Source organism: Candidatus Izemoplasmatales bacterium (assembly GCA_041649275.1).
Lineage (GTDB): Bacteria > Bacillota_I > Bacilli_A > Izemoplasmatales > Hujiaoplasmataceae > UBA12489.
In genome coordinates this window covers 24,719-43,571 of the sequence record JBAZNL010000009.1, presented here as the reverse complement: position 1 = coordinate 43,571, position 18,853 = coordinate 24,719, and the positions used below count along the sequence as shown (strand labels likewise).

Below are 18,853 nucleotides of genomic sequence, written 5' to 3'. Positions count from 1 at the left end.
GAACCGCGGAATAGGAAAGAGGATGTCCGGGGGACATCCTCTTTGCCTGGATGGGGTCGGTACCGCGTCAGTCGGCCATGCTGGCGACGCCGGCGGCGGTTACTTCGACGGCACCGTCGAGGGTCGTGAAGACGGTGGCGGGCAAGTCGATGACAAAGGTCACGGTCGTGCCGCTGATGGTGAGCGTGGCGTCCTCGTTGAACGGATTCGACTCGAGGTACTCGGCGGTGACGAGTTCGGAGATCTTGACGGTATTGTCCGACTCCGCCTGGGCGTAGTTGACGGCGACTTCGGCGATGAGGTCGTAGGAGGCTTCGGCGGCGTTCATCTTCTGGCGGTTGATCAGACCGCTGATGGCCGGGACGGCGATGGCGGCGATGATCCCCATGATGACGATGACGGCAAGCAGTTCGACGAGGGTGACACCCTTCTTGTTCTTCAGAATGGCGGTCATTTCACAATTCTCCTTTATCATATGGGATTTCTATTACAATCATATCACTTTTCGCCCCGTTTTCAAGACGAAGATGGGAAATCCATCGGAAATCGGGTCAGATCTGCGATCCGAGCGAGATCATCGGAAGCATGAGCGCGAGGATCATGACGCCGACGAGGGCGTAGACGAAGAGCAGGAGAATCGGCTGGATCGCATTCTTGATCTGCTCCACGCGCAGTTCCGAGACGCCGTTGTAATAGACGGAAAGGTTCTTCATCAGTCCGGGGACGTCGCCGGTCCGTTCGCCGGTGGCGATCATCCGCGACATGATCGGGTCGATGAACTCCGATTCCTCGAAGGCGCGTGAGAACGGGAAACCGTCGTCGACATAGGCGAGCGTCTTCGTCAACAGGTCGCGGTAGACGACGTTTCCGACGACGCTCCGCACGGTCTGCAGAGCGGTCACGGAATTGATCCCGTTCTCCATCATCTGCGAAAGCGAGCCGGCGATCAGGACCTGGTTCGCCATCCGCAGGAGCGGTCCGGCGATCGGCGCCCGGAGAGCGAGGACGACCAGCGCATGGTGAAACGAGGGAATCCGCCTGTCGAGAAGGACGAGGATCGCCGCAGCGAGCGCAAGCCCGCCGAAGATCGGGAGGGCGTTCTGCGCCGCGAAATCGCCGGCGGCGAGGAAGAAGCGGGTGATGCCCGGGAGTTCGGCGTCGCCGAACGAGGCGAACAGGCCGGTGATGTTGGGGAAGACGAACAAAAGCATTCCGGCGGCGATCAACAGCGCCGCGACGAGATAGATGACCGGCATGCGCAGGGCACCCCTGATCTGACCGTTGATCTTCGACTGGCGGTCGTAGTAGGCGGCCATCGCCGCGATCGTGTCGGGAAGCGTTCCCGACATCTCCCCGACCTCGACCATCAGGACGAGCAGCCGCGGGAATTCCTTCGGACGCATCGACAGCGCCTTCGAGAGCGACAGGCCGTTGTACACGTGCTGGTAGAGTTCGAACAGGATCATGCGGATGCGGTGCTTCTCCTGCTGGAGAGAGAGCAGTTCGAGCGCCGCCAGGATGTTCACGCCGGCCTTCAGAAGACTGCCGAGCTGACGGAGGAAGAAGATCAGGTCGTTCGTCCGGAGCGTCTTTCCGATCGTGATCTGGTTCAGGCGGGCGAGCAGGCTCTTGTATTCGACGAGACGCAGCTCGTCGTAGTTGCGGGACTTGAGGAACTTGACGGCGACCTGGCGGTCGATCGCCTCGATGCGGCCGCGGACGATGCGGCCGTCGGCGTTCTTCGCGACGTACTTGAAGTTGCGCAGCAGCACGCTACTCGCCCCCCGTCATTCGTCGGCGACCTTGAGGACTTCCTCGAGCGTGGTCACGCCGAGGGCTACCTTCTCAAGGCCAGCCTCGAGGAGCGATCGCGTCCCGAGGGTCTTCGCCTCGCGTTCGAGTTCGTCGATGTGGGCGCTGCGGGCGATCAGGTTCTGCAGTTCCTTCGAGACCGGCAGGATCTCGAAGACCCCGACGCGGCCGGCGTAGCCCTTGAAGTTGCAGGAGGGGCATCCCTTCGGCCGGCGGATGCGGTCGACCGTAACGCCGTGGCGGGCGAAGAGCGCGCGTTCGCTCTCGTTCGGGGCATCCTCGTACGAGCAGTCGGGACAGAGCTTGCGGACGAGTCGTTGCGAGATCACGCCGGAAAGCGAGGAGGCGATCAGGAACGGTTCGATCTCCATGTCGAGCAGGCGGGTGATCGTGCGGACGGCGTCGTTGGTATGAATCGTCGAGAGCACGAGATGACCGGTGAGCGAGGCGCGGATCGCGATTTCGGCGGTCTCGACGTCGCGGATCTCGCCGACCATGACGATGTTCGGGTCCTGGCGCAGGATCGCGCGGAGCGCCTTGGCGAAGGTGAGGTCGACGTCGGGATGGACCTGGACCTGGTTGACTCCCGCCATCTTGATCTCGACCGGATCCTCGACGGTGACGATGTTGACGCCGGGGTGGTTCAGTTCGGCGAGGCAGGAGTAGAGCGTCGTCGTCTTTCCCGACCCGGTCGGGCCGCTGACGAGGACGATGCCGTTTTGCTTCGCGATCATCGCGCGCACCAGCTGCTCATCGCGCGCGTTCATGTTGAGCGCCTTGATGTTGTTCAGGACCGAGGCGGGATTGAGGATGCGGATCACGACCTTCTCGCCGCGCACCGTCGGCAGCGTCGAGATACGCAGGTCGATGATGCGGCTCTGGATCGGCGTCTGAATCCGCCCGTCCTGCGGGACGCGGGTCTCGGTGATGTCCATGCCGGACATGACCTTGATGCGCGAGACCATCTGCTTGTGGATGTTCAGGGGGAATTCGCGGACGGGATCGAGGATGCCGTCGACGCGGTAGCGGACGACGATCTTGTCGTCCATCGGGTCGATGTGGATGTCGGAGGCGCGCTGGAAGACGGCCGAGGCGAGGATCTGGTTGACGAGCGCGACCATCGGGGTCTCGGTCGGCTCGGCGACCGCATCCGTCTCCTCGCGGGCGACGTTCTGCTTGATACCCATCGCCTCGAGGGTGCGCGTGAAGCCGTAGTACTTCTCGATCTGGGCGACGATCTCGTTCTTCGTCGAGGAATAGGCCTTGGGAGCGTAGCCGGTGAGGACGCGCAGTTCCTCGAAGACGCCGAAGTCGAGCGGGTCGTCGGTCGCGAACCAGAACTTGCGTCCCTCGATCCGAAGCGGGATGATCGTATGGCGGCGGCAGAAGTCCTCGTCGACCATCGACAGGACCTCCTCGTCGATCTTGAAGTTGGCGAGCGAGACGCGGCGGATGCCCGTCGAGGTCTCGAGCGCCTTCAGGATCTGCGCCTCCGAGGTATAGCCGAGGCGGATCAGCGCCTCGCCGAGGCGTTCGTCCTTGGTCTTCTTGAGCAGCGCCGTCTGGAGTTGTTCCTTCGTGACGATCTTTTCCTGCACGAGGATGTCGCCGATGCGTTTCAAGGCCATCTCATTCGCCGCCTTTCGGTACGACGCGCTCGCGGTAGATCGCCGCGACGGCGGGGCGTTCGTCGATCGCGACGCGTTCGACGTACGGGTCTCCCCCGGGGGCGGTCACGGTGCGGTTCAGGAACCAGATCGCGCCGTCGGTGCCGGCGCGGACGAGTACGCGATAGGTCGTCGCCTCGTCGGAATCGAGGATGATCACGCCGGGGGTCGAACCGTCGATCGCATCGTCCTCGACGATCTCTGTCGCGAAGGGTACGACGGCCGTCAGGTCCCACTCCGAGTCAATCGTTTCGACGGAGGGATAGCCGACGAGCGCAACGCTCAGCGAAGTGCCGGTGGGAGCCGAGACGACGAACCGGTACCCGAAGTCCATCGGGTTGTAGAAGGAGAAGTCCAGTCCGACGACCCTTAGGATCCGGACGTTTCGGCCGATCTCCGCCCAGGCGGGCGGCGTCGGCCAAGAACGGTAGAGGAAGGAAGTGAAGCGGACGTCCTCGACGGAGCGCTGCATCGCCGACGCGAGGATCGAAAGCGGTTCGTTGGCGAGTCCGGATTCCTCGGTCGCATCGAGAAGGGAGAAGCGGGCGGAGGGATCGATCGCGTACGTCCCGCCGGCGGCGACGATCGACGCGACGTCGGCTTCGTCGAGGCCGTCGACGACGACGGTCGTCAGGACCGTTTCGGCGGACGCGGCGGAAAGATAATCGTCGAGCCGGTAATTGCGGATGCGGTACAGCCTGGCGACGTCGGAAAGCAGGTCGGAGAAGAACGAGTCCGCGTCGAAGTGGTCAAGGACGCCGTCCGAGAAGACCGCCGCGAGTTCGTCCGTGAGGGCGTCGCGGGACGACACGTCGATCGTGAAGACGGCAGGATTGTCGACCCCGCGGACGATTCCGGAGACGGTCTCCTCGACGTCGAAGGTCAGATCGCCGAGGTCGATGTCGTAGACGTAACCCTGGAATGACAGTCCGTAGGACGCATCCGCCCGCCATTCCGAGATGCGGCGTTCGAGATAGGTCGGGTAGTCGGATGCGGGGCGGTTTCCGAGGTAGACGGATCCGACGCTGGTCTCGTCGATCGCGAGCGCGACCGTCAGCGTGAAGACGGTCCCGGCGGTAAACAGCACCGCGAAGGACAGCGCCGCCAGCGCGACGATGAAATAGACGTTCCGTCTGATGCGTTTGTCGAGTCTGTCCAACGGAATCACCCCTTCGTGTCAATTATAGCAAAAGCAGCCGTAAAAAACCATATGGAACCCAAGATGCGGTCGAATCCGCGCGCATTCCGCGTTTCACGGTGGAAAACCGGACGATCCATAATATAATAGAATCGGAAGAAGAGCCGGAAGACGACGGGATCGAAGGGAGGTCGGATCGATGAAACGATTGAATCATCGCGGGTTCACCCTGATGGAAGCGATCGCGTCGTTCGTCATCGTCGCGATCGTCCTCACGACCGCCACGATCCTGATCGCGAACGGCCATGAACGCTCGGTCGCGACCTCGCGTCAGGTCGACGCCGTCATGATCGGATCGCTCGTCCGCGACGACATCGTCGAGGCGGCCGTCTACGCGGACGTCGACGCATGGCTCGACGGCGCCGGAAAGACGATCTCCGCCGATTCCTGCGACGATCCTGGATCCCCGTTCTCCTGCGGGTTCTTCACCCATGCGGCCGACGGCATCGTCTACGATACCGAAGTCATCGTCGCCTTCGACACCCCCACCGCTTCGTCGATCCTGTACGGCGTGATCCGGTTTTCCGTCGTCGTCACCTACTACGGCGACCGGACCGTCGTCGTCGAGGGAGTGATCTGCGATGATTGAGAACCGCCGCGGGGTCACCCTTCCCGAACTGCTCGGCGCGATCGTGATCCTCGCCATCGTCACGTCCCTCCTGGGCGCGGTCGCCTTCGCGATGGTCCGCGCGATCGATCGGATCGCCGTCAACCAGAGCGCCGAAGCGACCGGACTCTACCTCGTCGATTACCTCGAGGATGCGATGGCGGACCGCGCTCCGAACGCCTATGACGACTCCTGCGCCGGCACCGGCGGCTGCGTCGTCCTGATCCAGGAGTACGCGTATGCCTACGACCCGGTGGACGGATCGATCGACGCGGTCGTGCACGTCCCGCCGCTTGAAACCGAATTCTCGATCCACGACGATGCCGTCTGGATCAACGGGGCATCGGTCGACGCGGGCGACTTCACGATCGGATCCGACGCGTCGCTCTCCGTGAACGACGTCCTCGGATCGGTGACGGTGACGATCGCGTTCTCGCTTGTCGCCGCCGACGGACGGACGTTTCCGTTCTTCGCCGAATATCGTTTCACCGTTTCCGAAATCCCCGCCTAGGGCGGATCGGAGGTGCGGCATGCGCATCCTGAAAAGCAAAAGGGGCATGAGCTTCGCGGCCGTCCTCGGCATCGCGATGTTCGTCGTCGCGACCGTGACGACGGTCTTTGTCGTCGCCCTCAAGCAGGCTCGGCTCGTCGACGTGACGATCGAGAACACCGCCGAATACGAAAACGCCGTGACCGCCGTCCAAACCACCCTCCGGATCATCGCCCGGGACCAGAACCTGGATCCCGGTTATCTGGACGGGCTGTCCGTCTACATGGGCGTTCAGATCGTCGACCTCGGCAACGGCGCCTTTTCGATCACCGGAGCCGTCGATGCGGACCAGTCGGTCACGAGCTACATCATGTACGAGGATGCGGTCGAGACGACCTACGAGACCTTCCTGCAGTACACCGGCTCGGAACCCGGATTCACGCTCGATCCGACGGTCCGCGCCAACACCCTGCTCGGCGCCTACATGACCCAGTTCGTCGATGCGGAGTACGGCCTGACGGCACCGACCTTCACGACCTTCACTTCGGTCCTGACTTATTACGAGGGAACCGTGCGCACGTCGCAGGGATACGCCAGCATGACCGCGACGACGCTCCAGAACATGCCCAGCCCGACGATCTCGGCCGACACCTACGTCACCGGTTCGGTGTCGCTTGCGAACAACAAGGATCTGAGTGTGAACGGCGCCAACCTCTACGTGAACGGCAACCTGACGCTCGGTACCTCCGGCGACATCACGATCTCCGACGGTTCCGTCCTGCTCGTCGAGGGCACCCTCACGATCAAGAACAACGCCCGGATCACCGGCGGCACGGTGATCGTGAACGGCAGCCTCACGATCAACTCCAACGTCAACAACACCTACGAATACATCCGCTCGACGGTGTACGTCAACGTCAATTTCACGTCCGACCGCCACGTCGTCTTCGGCGACGACACCTACGGTCCGACGTTTCTCTTCTGCGGCGGCATCTGCAACCTCGACAGCAACGGCAACAACACCGCGACCGGAACCGTCTACGTCGTCGCGGACAGCTTCCGGGGAAACAACGCCGGCGTCGTCCTGTCGGGGGGCGTCTACACCGTGTCGACGACGAGACAGCTGTCGTCGTCGGGGATCGCCGCGAACCCCGACCTCGACGCCGCGGTCGACCTCTTCGCGATGGGGGTCGCCGACACCCTCGGCGTCTCCACGGGAGGGATCCCCGGCTTCCGCTATACCTTTCCGGCGCTCAGCTGACGAAAAGAAAAAACGCCAATCCTGGCGTTTTTCTATGCCTTCATTCCGCGGAAGACGGGCTTGCTTTATGAGGATTGCGTGATATAATGGTCTCGTCGCACGCCCGAGGAGGCTTTCCCATGACGCAATGGTTCGATACCACCCACATCGTGTACATCGTCGTCTCGCTCGGTCTCACGGGGCTCCTGTTGTTCCTCGCGAAGAAGGCGTTCACGACGGAACGGGCGAAGAACCGTTTCCTGAAGACGTTCGGACTCCTGACGTTCTTCCTGCACACGAGCATCCTCTGGTACGACTTCCTCGCCGACGGCAGCGCCGCCGTACCGGACAACGTCCTCTTTCCGATCTACTTCTGCAACCTCTCGATGTACATGCTCCTTCTGACGGCGTTCGTCGAGAAAAGGGACACGAGGTTCTACCGTTTCGTCTCGATCATGACCGCCTACGGCGGGTTCTTCGGGGCGATGATCTCGCTCATCTATCCCGAATACTACTTCAACCAGTCCTCGATCTTCGTCTGGAGCGTCTTCAAGAGCATGGCCTCGCACAGCACGATGCTCGTCGGCGCGCTCTGGCTGTTCGTCGGCGGTTACGTCCCGATCCGGAGGCGAAACGTCCTCTCCTACGGTTTCGGCCTGCTCGTCTACGGCGCGATCGGCCTCGCCGTGAACGGGATCTTCGACTATTTCGACCTCGGTGATCCGAACGCGATGTATCTTTCCCGTCCGCCGCTTGCGGAAGCGCCGTTCCTTTCCTGCTATACGATCGCCGCCCTCATGGTCGCGGTCGTCTACGGCGTCGGCCTGCTTGCCGAGCGTTCGCGTCGAATGCGCGTCGTTCCACCGTCCGCATCATGAAAACGAGGAGATCCCGACACGGGGTCTCCTCTTGTTTCATTCGACCGGATCGCTCCGGAACGCGTAGGTGCAGCCGAACTGGCCCTGGATGAAGTCGCCGATCTCGCGCCACGCCTTCTTCGCTTCCGGAATCAGGTCGAAGGCGAGCTGGAAGACGTGGAACATCCCGCGGTAGATCGAGACCGAGACGTCGACCCCGGCGGCGGCCGCCTTGCGGGCGACGCCGAGGGTGTCGCTTTCGAGCATCTCGAAGCCGCCGACGTGCATCATCAGCGGCGGAAACCCGGTGAAGTCGCCGTAGGCGGGGCTGACGAGCGGATCCTTGAGGGACCGTCCGGCGGCGTAGGCGTCGACATCGAGCGGCTTCGTTCCCGCCCCGAGGAGCGGATCGAGGGTGAAGTTGCGCAGATAGGATTCCCCTTCCGCGGCGAGGTCGGTCCAGGCAGACATCGTCACCACCGCCTTCGGCAGCGGCCTGCCCCCGTCGCGGAGGCGCATGCAGAGGGAAAGCGAGAGGCCGCCGCCGGCGGAATCGCCGACGACGATGATGCGTTCGGGCGCGTATCCGTCCGCCAGCAGCCGGTCGTACGCCTCGACGGCGTCGTCGAGGGCCGCGGGGAACGGATGCGTCGGAGCGAGCCGGTAGTCGAGCGAAACTACGTCCGTCCCGCACGAGATCCGGTGGTAGCGGATCGCCGAGCGCCGGTACATGTCGCTGTAGCCGGAGACGAAGGCACCGCCGTGAAGCTGCAGGATCGCGTTCGGGCTCAGTCCCCGTTTCGAGGACACGCGTTCCATGCGGGCGTGCGAAAGTCCGATCCACTCCGCCTTCAGGTCCTTCGGCCAGCGGAAGTCCTCCGACACTTCGGTCGTGAAGAGTTTCCCGAGGTTCAGGGGACCGTGGTCGGCGAAGTTCGGAAGCAGTCTACCGAGCTTGAGGAGCTGCTTGGCGAGGCTCCCGCGGATCGTCTTCTTGTTCACGTTCAGATAGAGCATCGTGATCCCCTCCAGGCAACAGTATACCATGAAGCGGAGGATTGCGTCGACGGCCTCGAAGAAATTGTGAAAAATGCGTGCAGCGCCCGCGAATCGTTATATAATATTCATGATATGCCTTCCCCCGCAGCCCAGTCTCCGCCCTGAAAGGATGATCCGGTCTTGAACAAGAAAATGATCCTCCCGCTCCTCTTCATGTTCCTGCCGATGCTGTTCGCGGCCATCGGCGGCGCCGACATCTCGTTCTCCCGGATCGTTGTCGATTCCTACGACGCCGTCGTCACGATCGACGAGAACGGCGACATGTCCGTCGTCGAGACCTGGAACATCGACTATCCGTCCGCCGACTACTGGGTCCGCTTCCGCGACATCGCCTACGACAAGTACGCGGACGGATACCCCCTCTACGAATCGGCCCATAACGTCGCCGACTTCGACGAGACCGCGGCGTCGGTGCGCGTTCTCAAGGACGGCGTCGACATCACCGATTCGGTCCGCGCCGGCTACTCCTGGGAGTACGACATGGACGAGCAGGGATTCTTCGTGGACTGCTACCCGACGCGTACCTACTGCGAGTCGATCTTTACCGAGATGGACGACCACTCGCAGTCTCTCGGGAACGTGACCTTCGTCTACGAATACAAGATCCTCGGCGCGATCACCGAGTATTCCGACATCTCCGAACTCAACTGGCGGCTTTTCGAGTACGCCGAGGGCAAGGTCAAGGACGTCACGATCGAGGTCAACCTGCCTGCCAACCTCCACTCCGCCGACGACATCTACGTCTGGGGCCACAGCCCCGCCTCCGGCACGATCTCGATCGAATCGTCGTCGCGCATCGCGATGACGCTCCAGAACGTCGGGAAGGACGAGTTCGTCGAGTTCCGCATCCTCGCCCCGACCGACCTGTTCCCGAACGTCGACGGAGCCAACATCGTGATCAACCCGACGATGAACCTCGCGTCCCTCACGGCCTACGAGCAGGATCTCGCCGCGGAATACAACCTCCGCGTCACGGTCGCCCAGATCGTCCTCTACGCCGCGATCGCATCCGCGATGGCGATGGTCCTGATCACGATCTACGTCTACCGCAAGTACGACAAGGAATATGAGCCGAGATTCCAGCACGAGTTCTACCGCGAGCTTCCGGGAGACGAGTCGCCGGCGGAGGTCAGCTATCTCTACTACATGCGGAAGATCAACGACGAGGACGTCACCGCGACGCTCCTCGACCTGATCCGCCGCAAGTTCGTCACGATCGACTATGCCGGTCAGGACATGACCGACGACGACGCGGACTTCCGTCTCTCGCGCGTCGACAGCGCGAACCGTTCGAGCCTCCTGCCGCACGAGCAGCAGGTGCTCCACTGGTTCTTCGACGTGATCGGCGGCGGCAGTTCCGTCACCACCAAGCAGATCGAGAACTTCGGCAAGCAGATCAAGAACGCCGAGCGCTTCCAGACCGAGGCGAAGACGTTCATGCGGCTCGCCAAGCAGGCGGGTGAGAAGCGCGACTACTTCGAGAAGAGCCTCGCCGCCGACAAAGGCAAGGCCTACGCCTTCGCCCTCATCCCCGGCGTCGTCCTCGTCGGCGCCTTCCTCACCGGCGCGGCGCTCACGCTCGACAACACGATCGCCATGGTCGTCTCCGGCCTCGCCGCCGTCGCCTATCTCGTCTACGTCGCGACGATCAAGAAACGCTCCGTGAACGGCAACGAATCCTTCGCGATGTGGAAGGCGTTCCGCAACTTCCTCGTCGGTTTCGGGAACATGAAGGACTATCCGATCCCGGGCGTCACCGTCTGGGAGCACTACCTCGTCTACGCGACCTCGCTCAAATGCGCCGACAAGGTCATGGATCAGCTCCGCGTCAAGCTCCCGCTCGACGAGGCGACGGCATCGCAGTCGACCTACATGGGTCTCGGCTACGGGCGCCGCGGGTTCTATTACGGCTACGCGTTCGGGCGCTTCCAGCGCTCCTACCAGACCGCCCGCACCAATGTCCAGCAGACCATCGTCGCCTACAACGCGCAGAAGGCCGGCGGCTCCGGCCACGGCGGCGGCTTCGGCGGCGGCAGTTCGTTCGGCGGCGGCGGAGGCGGCGGCAGAAGCCGCTAGTCCCCGCTTTCCATCCAGGGTTTTCCGCATTAAAAAAATAGAGATTCCACAGGAGGTCAACAACCATGTTATTCGCATCCATCGAAGGCACGATCACGCTCATCGTCATCCTGGCCGTCGTCGCCCTCATCGTCTTCTGGGTCATCGGCGTCTACAACACGCTCGTCTCCCTCCGCAACAAGGTCAGAAACGGCTGGAGCCAGATCGACGTCCAGCTGAAGCGCCGCTTCGACCTGATCCCCAACCTGGTCGAGACCGTCAAGGGCTACGCCACCCACGAGAAGGACATCTGGGAGCAGTTCGGGAAGGCCCGCGGGCTCTACCAGCAGGCCGCCCAGACGGGCGACGTCGCCAAGGCGGCGGAGGCCGAGAAGGGCCTCGCCGGCGCGCTGTCGCGCCTGATGGTCGTCTCCGAGGCGTACCCGGAACTGAAGGCCAACGAGAACTTCAAGGAAATGATGGTCCAGCTGAAGGACACCGAGGACAAGATCATGTTCAACCGCCAGTTCTACAACGACACGGCGATGGGCTACAACAACAAGATCGAAATGTTCCCCGGCAACATCGTCGCGAAGCTGTTCAAGTTCGAAATCGCGAAATTCTTCGAGATCACCGCGGAAGCGGAACGCGAGGCCGTCAAGGTCAAGTTCTGAAGAATCCGGAATCCGGCGGCGAAGGCATGGACGGAGCCGCCTTGCGGTTCCCGCCCATGCCTTTTCGCTATCCGCGTCCAGAGAGAAGGGAGACCCGATGTTTCTGTTCGACGAACGCTACGCCACCTTCGAGATGTTCTCGCTCTCGCACCTTGTCCCCGTCGTGATGACGATCGCGGCGGTCGTCCTGATCGCCGTCTTCCGGCGCCGTCTTTCGGCGATGCCCCGCTTCGACCGGAACTTCCGGATCGTCCTCGCGGTCACGACGGTCACTCTCGAACTCGTCTTCAACTTCTGGGCGATCGTCCGCGGCGGCGGGTGGAGCGTCTTCCTGCCGTTCGGCCTCTGCACCCTGTCGATGTACCTGACCGCGATCGCACTCCTTTCGCGTTCCGACCGGCTCGCGAAGGTGATTTATCCCTGGGCCGTCAGCGGCGCGTTGCTGTCGCTGCTCGTCGCCGACGTCGCCTACGACTTCCCGCACTTCCGGTATTTCCATTATTTCGGGAATCATGCGATGTTTCTCGTCGCCAACGTCTACATGCAGGCGACGGCGAAGACGCGCTTCTCCTACCGCGACCTTCTGCGTTCGTCGGGGATCCTGCTGATGATCGCCGTGCCGATGTATTTCCTGAACCGGGCGTGGGGCACGAACCACATGTTCCTCGCCGAACTGCCGCACGAGGTCGACTTCCTGTTTTACTGGATCGGTTCGCCCGGATGGGTGTTTCTCTTCGGCTTTGCGATCTTCATCCTCTTCCATCTCGTCAGCCTTCCCTTCCTGATCCGTGGGAAGGGTCGCGTTCCGGCATAGGAAGGCCCATGAAAAATCCCGTCAAGCCCCGATTCGGGGGTTGACGGGATTTTCACATGATCCGGCGCTATTCGATCCGGTCGCCCGCGACGAGGGCGTCTCTGATCGCGAGCAGGATGACCTTCGAGGAGTAGGTGGCGCCGGCGATCGCGTCCACGGCGAGCGAGTTTTCGGCGATGACGGCGTCGACGACGGCTTCTCCGTCGGCGCCCTGACCGTTCACGTGTTCGACGATCTCGACGGTCGCGATCGCATGGTCGACGACCGTCACCCGCACGGTGGCGGAGACGGGAAGACGCGTGTAGGAACCTTCGTAGACGCCGTCCTCGACGGCGGCGAGGTCGACATCCTCGATTTCCGTGGCCACGAGGTCGGAGAGTCCCCGTTCCATCCATCGGAAGACGAGCGCGCCGGCGATGAAGAGGACGGCGAGGGTTCCAAGCGAGATGAGAATCCGCTTCAGGAGACGATGCATGTCAGCGGGTCGCCTCCTCGATCTTGGTGAGCGCACGCATCGCCGCATTGACCTGTTCGTCCCGGCGGCGGCTCCGGACATGGACGATCGCGGTGCCGAAGACGTCCGGATGGAAGCGCGACAGCGCGGCGACGGCCTGGTTCACGGTCCGGGTCCCGCCGAGCCAGTCCGCCTTGAAGAACTGGGTCGCGAGGACGCCGAGACGGACGCCTTCCTTGAACTGCGCGCGCGCAAGGTACTGTTGGACGGGAATGGGGAGGGAGAATCCGTGGACGGGCGTGCCGAGGATCACGAGGTCGTAATCCTGCGCCGGCGGAAGGCCGCGGAGCGATCTGGCATTTCCGACGACGTCGGCCTTCAGGCGGATGAAAGCGACGTCGAGACCGTCGCCGGCGAGGATGTCGCGGGCGCGTTCGCAGACGCCGAGGGTGTTGCCCGTTTCGGAATAGAAAATGATGCCGATCTTCATGGGAACCTCCGGAAGGCATGACGCCGACCAACTTCATTATACCACCTGGCATCGCCGCGGGATCCCCTGCAAATGCAATAAGAACCGACCGTTCACGGATGCGGGCGACCGCCGTCGGCAGCTCGCCGCAACGCCCGTTCAAAGAGCGAAAAAACAGTATTGTGTTTTACACAGTACTATGATATGATGGAAGACAGGACGCCCGTCGCATGCGAACGGGCGACGGAAGCGGAAGAAGGACGGAGTCCCCCATGAAGGAACTGTTGCTGTCGCGGAAAGCAAGATTCGTCAAATACGTCGTCGCGTGCCTGATGTTCATCGTCGGGGACGTCCTTCAGGCGCTCATCATGGCGATGATCTTCCAGACGATCGAAGTCGGAACGATGGAATACTTCTGGATCACCGTCGCCGCCGCGATCGGGTACGTCGTCGTTTCCGCCGGCTTCTTCCTCGGCTCGAGGATGATGCGGATCGCCTTCATGAGGGACACCCTGATCGACATCCGCGTCCGCGCCTTCGACCGGATCCTGAACATGAACTACAAGGGCTTCAACAGGCAGTCGCGCGAAGTCTACGTCTCGAACCTCTCGAACGACATCAACACGATCGAGAACAGCTTCTTCCTGTCGCTCCTGAACTTCATCCTCACGTGCGGATCGTACGTCGTCATGCTGACGATCCTGTTCTTCGTCGACTGGCGCATCGGTCTCATGGTCTTCGCCGTCTCGCTCGTCGTGCTTGGCATCGCGAAGGCGTTCGAACGGCGGACGATCGCGCTGGAAAAAGAGAAGTCCACCGAGAACGAGCGCTTCACGGTCGCCGTCGCGAACACCTTCAGCGGTCTCGAGATCCTGAAGTTGAACAACATCGAGAGGAAGTTCCTCTCCCGCGCCAAGGAACAGGTGGCGCGGCTTGAGGGGAGCAAGCGGAAATACAGCCTCTACACCGCGGTCCAGCGCCATCTGAACGAGGCGATCGGGTCGATCGTCATGTTCGGCCTGCTCATCTACCTGATGTACAGCCCCGGCGAACCGATCGGATTCGGGAAGGTGGTGCTCGTCATCCAGCTTGCGAGTTCGTGCGTCTTCCCGCTGATGCGGATGCTTCCGCTCCTGAACGTCATCAAGGGGTCCGACGCGATCTATCGGAAGATCACGACCGCATCGCCGGACGATGCGGAATCGGACGCCAGAGTCGTCCCCTATCGCTTCGAAAGGGACATCGCCGTCCGGGCACTGCAGTTCGAGTACGAGCAGAAACCGGTCTTCCGATACCTCGACTTCCGGATCGAGAAGGGGAAGAAGTATCTGATCAAGGGACCGAGTGGGTCCGGCAAAACCACCCTTCTGAAACTGCTGTCGATGGCCTACGACGACTATCGGGGCACCATCGCGATCGACGGCGTCGACTTGAGGACGATCCGGACGAAGGCGTACAGCGAGAACGTGTCGTTCATCTACCAGGACGTCTTCCTCTTCGAGGCGTCCGTCAGAGACAACATCGCGCTCTTCAAGGATACCCCCGCAGAGCATGTCCTCGAAGTCGCTGAAAAGGCCGGACTCGGGGATTTCATCCGATCGCAACCGCATGGGATCGACGAGCCGATCGCGGAAAACGGCAAGAACCTTTCGGGCGGCGAGCGCCAGCGCATCTCGATCGCGCGCGCCCTGTGCAAGAATGCCGAGATCCTCTTTTCCGACGAGGCGACGGCATCGCTGAACGACGAACTCGGACGCGCCGTCGAGGAGACGATCCTCTCGCTCTCGGCGACCGTGATCGCGATCAGCCACAAGTACTTCCCCGGCGTCAGCGAACGCTACGACCGCGTTCTGGAACTGAAGGACGGCTATGTGAACGAGTATTCCGCCGTCGACTATTTCGCGGAGGTGACCGTCGATGAAACGGCGAATTAGGTATTTCGACCGGTTTCCGCTGGTCATGATTCCGATCGTCGCGAACGCCGTCCTGGCGTTCTGCATGTCGTTTGCGATGAAGGCGACGATCGACGCCGCGCTGATCCAGGACTGGACGCTCTTCTGGGACGAAGCCGTCCGGATGATCGTCTTCGTGGCGCTCCTGCTGCCGGTGAACCTTCTGACCGCCTACGCCAAGGCGTCGTTCTACCGTTACGTCGCGTTGAGGATGAAGACCGACTATGTCGAAGCCGTCTTCGGGAAGAGCATCGACGAGTTCCAGAAGGAGAACAACGCCGCGTACGTGTCGGCGCTCACGAACGACTTCGCGATCATCGAGACCGATTTCGTCGAGCAGATCGTCGCGATCGCGGAAGGTGTCGTCAACTTCGCCACCGCGATCGTCATCTTTTCGCTCATCAGCCCGCTCGTCCTCCTCGTCGGCGCCGCCATGATGGTCATGAACGCGCTCATCTCGTCGCTCATCGAGCGCCCCGTGAAGAAGCACAACGACGAGCGGAGCAAGCTCTTCGCCGGCTACAACGGCTTCGTGAAGGAAGTCCTCTCCGCCTTCGGCATCGTCAAGAACAACGGCCTCGAGGAACGCGTCCGGACCCAGTTCCGCGACAAAAGCCGTTCCGTCCAGGAGAAACGCTTCGTCATCGACCGCCTCATGAGCTACGTCTACGTCGGCCAGACCGCGACCACCAATCTCGTCATCATCGGTCTGCTTCTGATGATGGCGCGGCTGTCGATGGCGGGATCGCTCGCCTTTTCCGGCGTCGTGGTCGTCGTGAACAACATCGGCCTCCTGATCGGACCGATCTTCACCGTGTCCGAGGCGTTCCCCCGCATCCGCTCCGTGAAGGCGATCTTCCAGAGGATCGACGAATCGCTCCGTTCGCGGGACCGGCATCCGGAAACGCTTCGGCTCACCCACTTCGAACGCTCGATCCGATTCCGGGACGTCGCGATCGCATACGACGACAACCTCGTCCTCAAGGACATCGACCTGACCTTCGAGAAAGGCCGCAAGTATCTCGTGGTCGGTCCGTCGGGCGGAGGCAAGTCGACCTTCCTGCGCCTGCTCCGGAAGTACTTCGATCCGACCGAGGGGACGATCGAGATCGACGGCCTGCCGCTCAGCGACGTGCGCAAGGAGGATTATTACGCGCGCATCGCCAACATCGAGCAGACGGTCTTTCTCTTTGAGGACACGCTCAAAAACAACCTCACCCTCTTCAAGGAACATACGGAAGCCGAGATCGCCGAAGCGGTCGCGAAGGCCGGTCTCACGGAGTTCGTCGGAAGCAATCCCGAGGGACTCGACTACATGATCTACGACAACGGCAAGAACGTCTCCGGCGGCGAGAAGAGCCGGATCGCGATCGCGCGCGGCCTTCTGAACCATGCCGACGTGATCATGCTCGACGAGGCCTTCGCATCGCTCGACCGCGATCGCGCCAGGGAGATCGAATCCACGCTCCTCGCCCTCGACGGGGTCACCGTGATCAACGTCAGCCATGTCGTCATCGAAGAGAACAGGAAACGCTACGACGGCGTCGTGGTGGTCAAGAATCATGGCGCCCGCTTCGCCGCATGACGGGACCCGACCCCGACCCGACGGCATCGTGAAAGGAGCCATTCCCATGGATCATCCGTCCCCCGCATGGACTCAGCGGCTTCTCGCCTGGTACCGTGAGGCGAAGCGTCCGCTCCCCTGGCGCGACGCCCCTGATCCCTATCGCGTCTGGATCTCCGAAATCATGGGCCAGCAGACCCGCATGGAGGTCCTGATCCCGTACTTCGAACGGTTCGTCGACCGCCTGCCGACGCTATCCGATCTGGCTGCCGTCCCGGACGACGAACTCCTCAAACTCTGGGAGGGACTCGGGTACTATCGCCGCGCTGCGCTTCTAAAGAAAGCGGCGATCGCGGTGATGGAACACCATGGCGGCGTCATCCCCAACAACCGGGAGGACCTGCTCGCCCTGCCGGGAGTCGGCGCCTACACCGCCGGCGCGATCCTCTCGATCGCGTTCGGCGTCTTCGAGCCGGCCGTCGACGGCAACGTCCGCCGCGTCCTGTCGCGCGCCTTCGGAATCGATGCGGACCCCGGTTCCGCGGACGGGAAGGCGAGCTTCGACCGTCTCGTCCGCGAACTCGCCCCCGCCGGACATCCCGGCGACTACGTCCAGGCGCTGATGGAACTGGGTGCGCTCGTGTGCCTGCCGAACGGCGCGCCGAAATGCGAAACCTGTCCGGTGAAGGACGAATGCGTCGCCCGCCGCGAAAACCTCATCGACGCGCTGCCGCGACGCGCGGCGAAGAAGGAACGCCGGATCGAGGAGTGGACCGTCGTCGTCCTCCGCACCGGGGACGGATCCGTCGTCCTCCGCAGGCGTCCCGCCGGCGGACTGCTCGGCGGGATGTGGGGATTGCCGAGCTACCCCGGCACGCTCACCCCCGCGGCGACGACCGCGATCCTTCTTTCGGAGGGCGTCCGGGTCGACGACGTCGAACCGCTGGCAGCGCGCACCCACGTCTTCACCCATGTCGAATGGCGGATGACGGGGTATCGCGCGACAGCGTCGCAGCCCGTTCCGGAAACGTTCGGAAACGCACGATCGACCGCCGTGATCGCCGCCGAGGATGCGATCCCGTCGGCCTACAGGGGATGGATCGAGGAACTCGACGGCGCTTCGTCGAAATCGAACATCATGTCAAAACGGAAGAGGAACTGACATGGAAAGACTGAAATCGACGCTTTCGCGTTTTCCGAAGGCGCGCATCCTCGACGTCGGTACCGGCGTCGGAAACTTCATCCCGCTTCTGGCAGAGACCGCTGGCGACTTTACGTCCATTCTCGGCATCGATCAGAGCGAGAACGCCGTCGCCGCCGCCCGCAGGAATTTTCCGGACGATCCGCGGATCCGCTTCGAGCGGATGGAAGCCGCGGCGATGACGTTTCCGGACGCCGCCTTCGACGTCGTCGCCCTGTCCAATACGCTCCACCACCTCCAAGATCCGGTCCCCGTCTTCCGCGCGATGGAGCGTGTCCTCGCGCCGCAAGGAATCCTCCTGATCAACGAGATGGTCTCCGACGGCCTCGACGACCGGCAGGTCAGCCATCGCGAACTGCATCACTTCGCCGCCGCCGTCGACACCGTCCTCGGGATCCATCATGAGGAAACTTACACGCGCGTGCGAATCGCCGAGGTTCTCGCGCGGATATCCACCCTCGCCGTCGTCGACGCCTGGGACGGCGTCTTTCCCGAGGGGCCGGAACCATCCGCGGAGGAGGTCGAGCAGACGGCCGCCACCGTCGACCGCCTGCTCGCCAGGATCAAGGACGAAAACGTCCGGGAATCGCTCAGGGAACGGGGCGAAACCGTCAAGGCCTACGTGCGGGCGCATGGGTTCGCCGGGGTGACGCAGCGCTTCACGGTCCTGTCAAGACGCCCCTGACCCATCCGCATACGAAAAAAGGACGTTCCGTGAGGAGCGTCCTTGTCGCATTCCG

Annotated in this window: 18 protein-coding genes; 11 read left to right on the top strand and 7 right to left on the bottom strand. The window is 62.5% G+C overall.

Annotated features, from left to right (window positions below):
* Positions 1 to 67: 67 nt before the first annotated feature.
* The 4 genes from WC509_06175 to WC509_06160 form a co-directional block, all read right to left on the bottom strand.
* Positions 68 to 454: a prepilin-type N-terminal cleavage/methylation domain-containing protein gene (locus WC509_06175; protein ID MFA5007033.1), complete on the bottom strand. Its 387-nt coding sequence runs from the start codon at positions 452 to 454 to the stop codon at positions 68 to 70.
* A gap of 97 nt (positions 455 to 551) precedes the next feature.
* Positions 552 to 1,772 (bottom strand): type II secretion system F family protein, encoded by a 1,221-nt coding sequence (locus WC509_06170; GenBank protein MFA5007032.1) that lies wholly within the window; start codon positions 1,770 to 1,772, stop codon positions 552 to 554.
* Positions 1,773 to 1,787: 15 nt separating this feature from the next.
* The gene (locus WC509_06165) at positions 1,788 to 3,440 is read right to left on the bottom strand and encodes an ATPase, T2SS/T4P/T4SS family (protein MFA5007031.1); all 1,653 of its coding nucleotides are present in this window, start codon (positions 3,438 to 3,440) and stop codon (positions 1,788 to 1,790) included.
* Position 3,441: 1 nt separating this feature from the next.
* Positions 3,442 to 4,638, bottom strand: coding sequence for a hypothetical protein (locus WC509_06160; protein ID MFA5007030.1), 1,197 nt, complete (start codon positions 4,636 to 4,638; stop codon positions 3,442 to 3,444).
* Positions 4,639 to 4,816: 178 nt separating this feature from the next.
* Here WC509_06160 and WC509_06155 point away from each other — a divergent pair, with 178 nt between their 5' ends.
* The 4 genes from WC509_06155 (at position 4,817) to WC509_06140 (ending at position 7,892) form a co-directional block, all read left to right on the top strand.
* A complete protein-coding gene (locus tag WC509_06155) occupies positions 4,817 to 5,266 on the top strand; it encodes a prepilin-type N-terminal cleavage/methylation domain-containing protein (GenBank protein ID MFA5007029.1) in 450 nt (149 codons plus the stop codon).
* A complete protein-coding gene (locus WC509_06150; GenBank protein MFA5007028.1) occupies positions 5,259 to 5,795 on the top strand; it encodes a type II secretion system protein in 537 nt (178 codons plus the stop codon). The genes WC509_06155 and WC509_06150 overlap by 8 nt, the downstream gene beginning before the upstream one ends.
* Before the next feature lie 19 nt (positions 5,796 to 5,814).
* Complete coding sequence (locus WC509_06145; GenBank protein MFA5007027.1) at positions 5,815 to 7,035, top strand: hypothetical protein; 1,221 nt, start codon at positions 5,815 to 5,817, stop codon at positions 7,033 to 7,035.
* 119 nt (positions 7,036 to 7,154) lie between these two features.
* On the top strand, positions 7,155 to 7,892 hold the full coding sequence (locus WC509_06140) for a hypothetical protein (GenBank protein ID MFA5007026.1): 738 nt from the start codon (positions 7,155 to 7,157) through the stop codon (positions 7,890 to 7,892).
* 36 nt (positions 7,893 to 7,928) lie between these two features.
* On the opposite strand, the gene WC509_06135 is transcribed toward WC509_06140, so the two are convergent.
* The gene (locus WC509_06135) at positions 7,929 to 8,888 is read right to left on the bottom strand and encodes an alpha/beta hydrolase (GenBank protein ID MFA5007025.1); all 960 of its coding nucleotides are present in this window, start codon (positions 8,886 to 8,888) and stop codon (positions 7,929 to 7,931) included.
* A gap of 162 nt (positions 8,889 to 9,050) precedes the next feature.
* Here WC509_06135 and WC509_06130 point away from each other — a divergent pair, with 162 nt between their 5' ends.
* From WC509_06130 to WC509_06120, 3 genes are all read left to right on the top strand, one after another.
* Positions 9,051 to 11,006, top strand: a complete 1,956-nt coding sequence (locus WC509_06130; GenBank protein MFA5007024.1) for a DUF2207 domain-containing protein — start codon at positions 9,051 to 9,053, stop codon at positions 11,004 to 11,006.
* 65 nt (positions 11,007 to 11,071) lie between these two features.
* Positions 11,072 to 11,659 carry a LemA family protein gene (locus WC509_06125; GenBank protein MFA5007023.1) on the top strand — a complete coding sequence of 196 codons (588 nt, stop codon included), beginning with the start codon at positions 11,072 to 11,074 and terminating at the stop codon, positions 11,657 to 11,659.
* Positions 11,660 to 11,756: 97 nt separating this feature from the next.
* Entirely contained in the window at positions 11,757 to 12,473 is a 717-nt protein-coding gene (locus tag WC509_06120) for a TIGR02206 family membrane protein (GenBank protein MFA5007022.1), read from the top strand.
* A 67-nt stretch (positions 12,474 to 12,540) separates the two neighbouring features.
* Here the strand turns inward: WC509_06120 and WC509_06115 are convergent, their stop codons facing one another.
* Positions 12,541 to 12,948: an FMN-binding protein gene (locus WC509_06115; protein ID MFA5007021.1), complete on the bottom strand. Its 408-nt coding sequence runs from the start codon at positions 12,946 to 12,948 to the stop codon at positions 12,541 to 12,543.
* A gap of 1 nt (position 12,949) precedes the next feature.
* On the bottom strand, positions 12,950 to 13,417 hold the full coding sequence (locus WC509_06110; protein MFA5007020.1) for a hypothetical protein: 468 nt from the start codon (positions 13,415 to 13,417) through the stop codon (positions 12,950 to 12,952).
* Positions 13,418 to 13,668: 251 nt separating this feature from the next.
* Here WC509_06110 and WC509_06105 point away from each other — a divergent pair, with 251 nt between their 5' ends.
* The 4 genes from WC509_06105 to WC509_06090 are packed head-to-tail and all read left to right on the top strand — an operon-like array spanning position 13,669 to position 18,798.
* Positions 13,669 to 15,330 carry an ABC transporter ATP-binding protein gene (locus tag WC509_06105; protein MFA5007019.1) on the top strand — a complete coding sequence of 554 codons (1,662 nt, stop codon included), beginning with the start codon at positions 13,669 to 13,671 and terminating at the stop codon, positions 15,328 to 15,330.
* Positions 15,314 to 16,933 carry an ABC transporter ATP-binding protein gene (locus WC509_06100; GenBank protein ID MFA5007018.1) on the top strand — a complete coding sequence of 540 codons (1,620 nt, stop codon included), beginning with the start codon at positions 15,314 to 15,316 and terminating at the stop codon, positions 16,931 to 16,933. Before WC509_06105 ends, WC509_06100 begins: the two co-directional genes overlap by 17 nt.
* Positions 16,934 to 16,979: 46 nt before the next feature.
* The gene (gene mutY, locus WC509_06095; GenBank protein ID MFA5007017.1) at positions 16,980 to 18,074 is read left to right on the top strand and encodes an A/G-specific adenine glycosylase; all 1,095 of its coding nucleotides are present in this window, start codon (positions 16,980 to 16,982) and stop codon (positions 18,072 to 18,074) included.
* 1 nt (position 18,075) lies between these two features.
* Entirely contained in the window at positions 18,076 to 18,798 is a 723-nt protein-coding gene (locus WC509_06090) for a class I SAM-dependent methyltransferase (protein ID MFA5007016.1), read from the top strand.
* Positions 18,799 to 18,853: the final 55 nt, after the last annotated feature.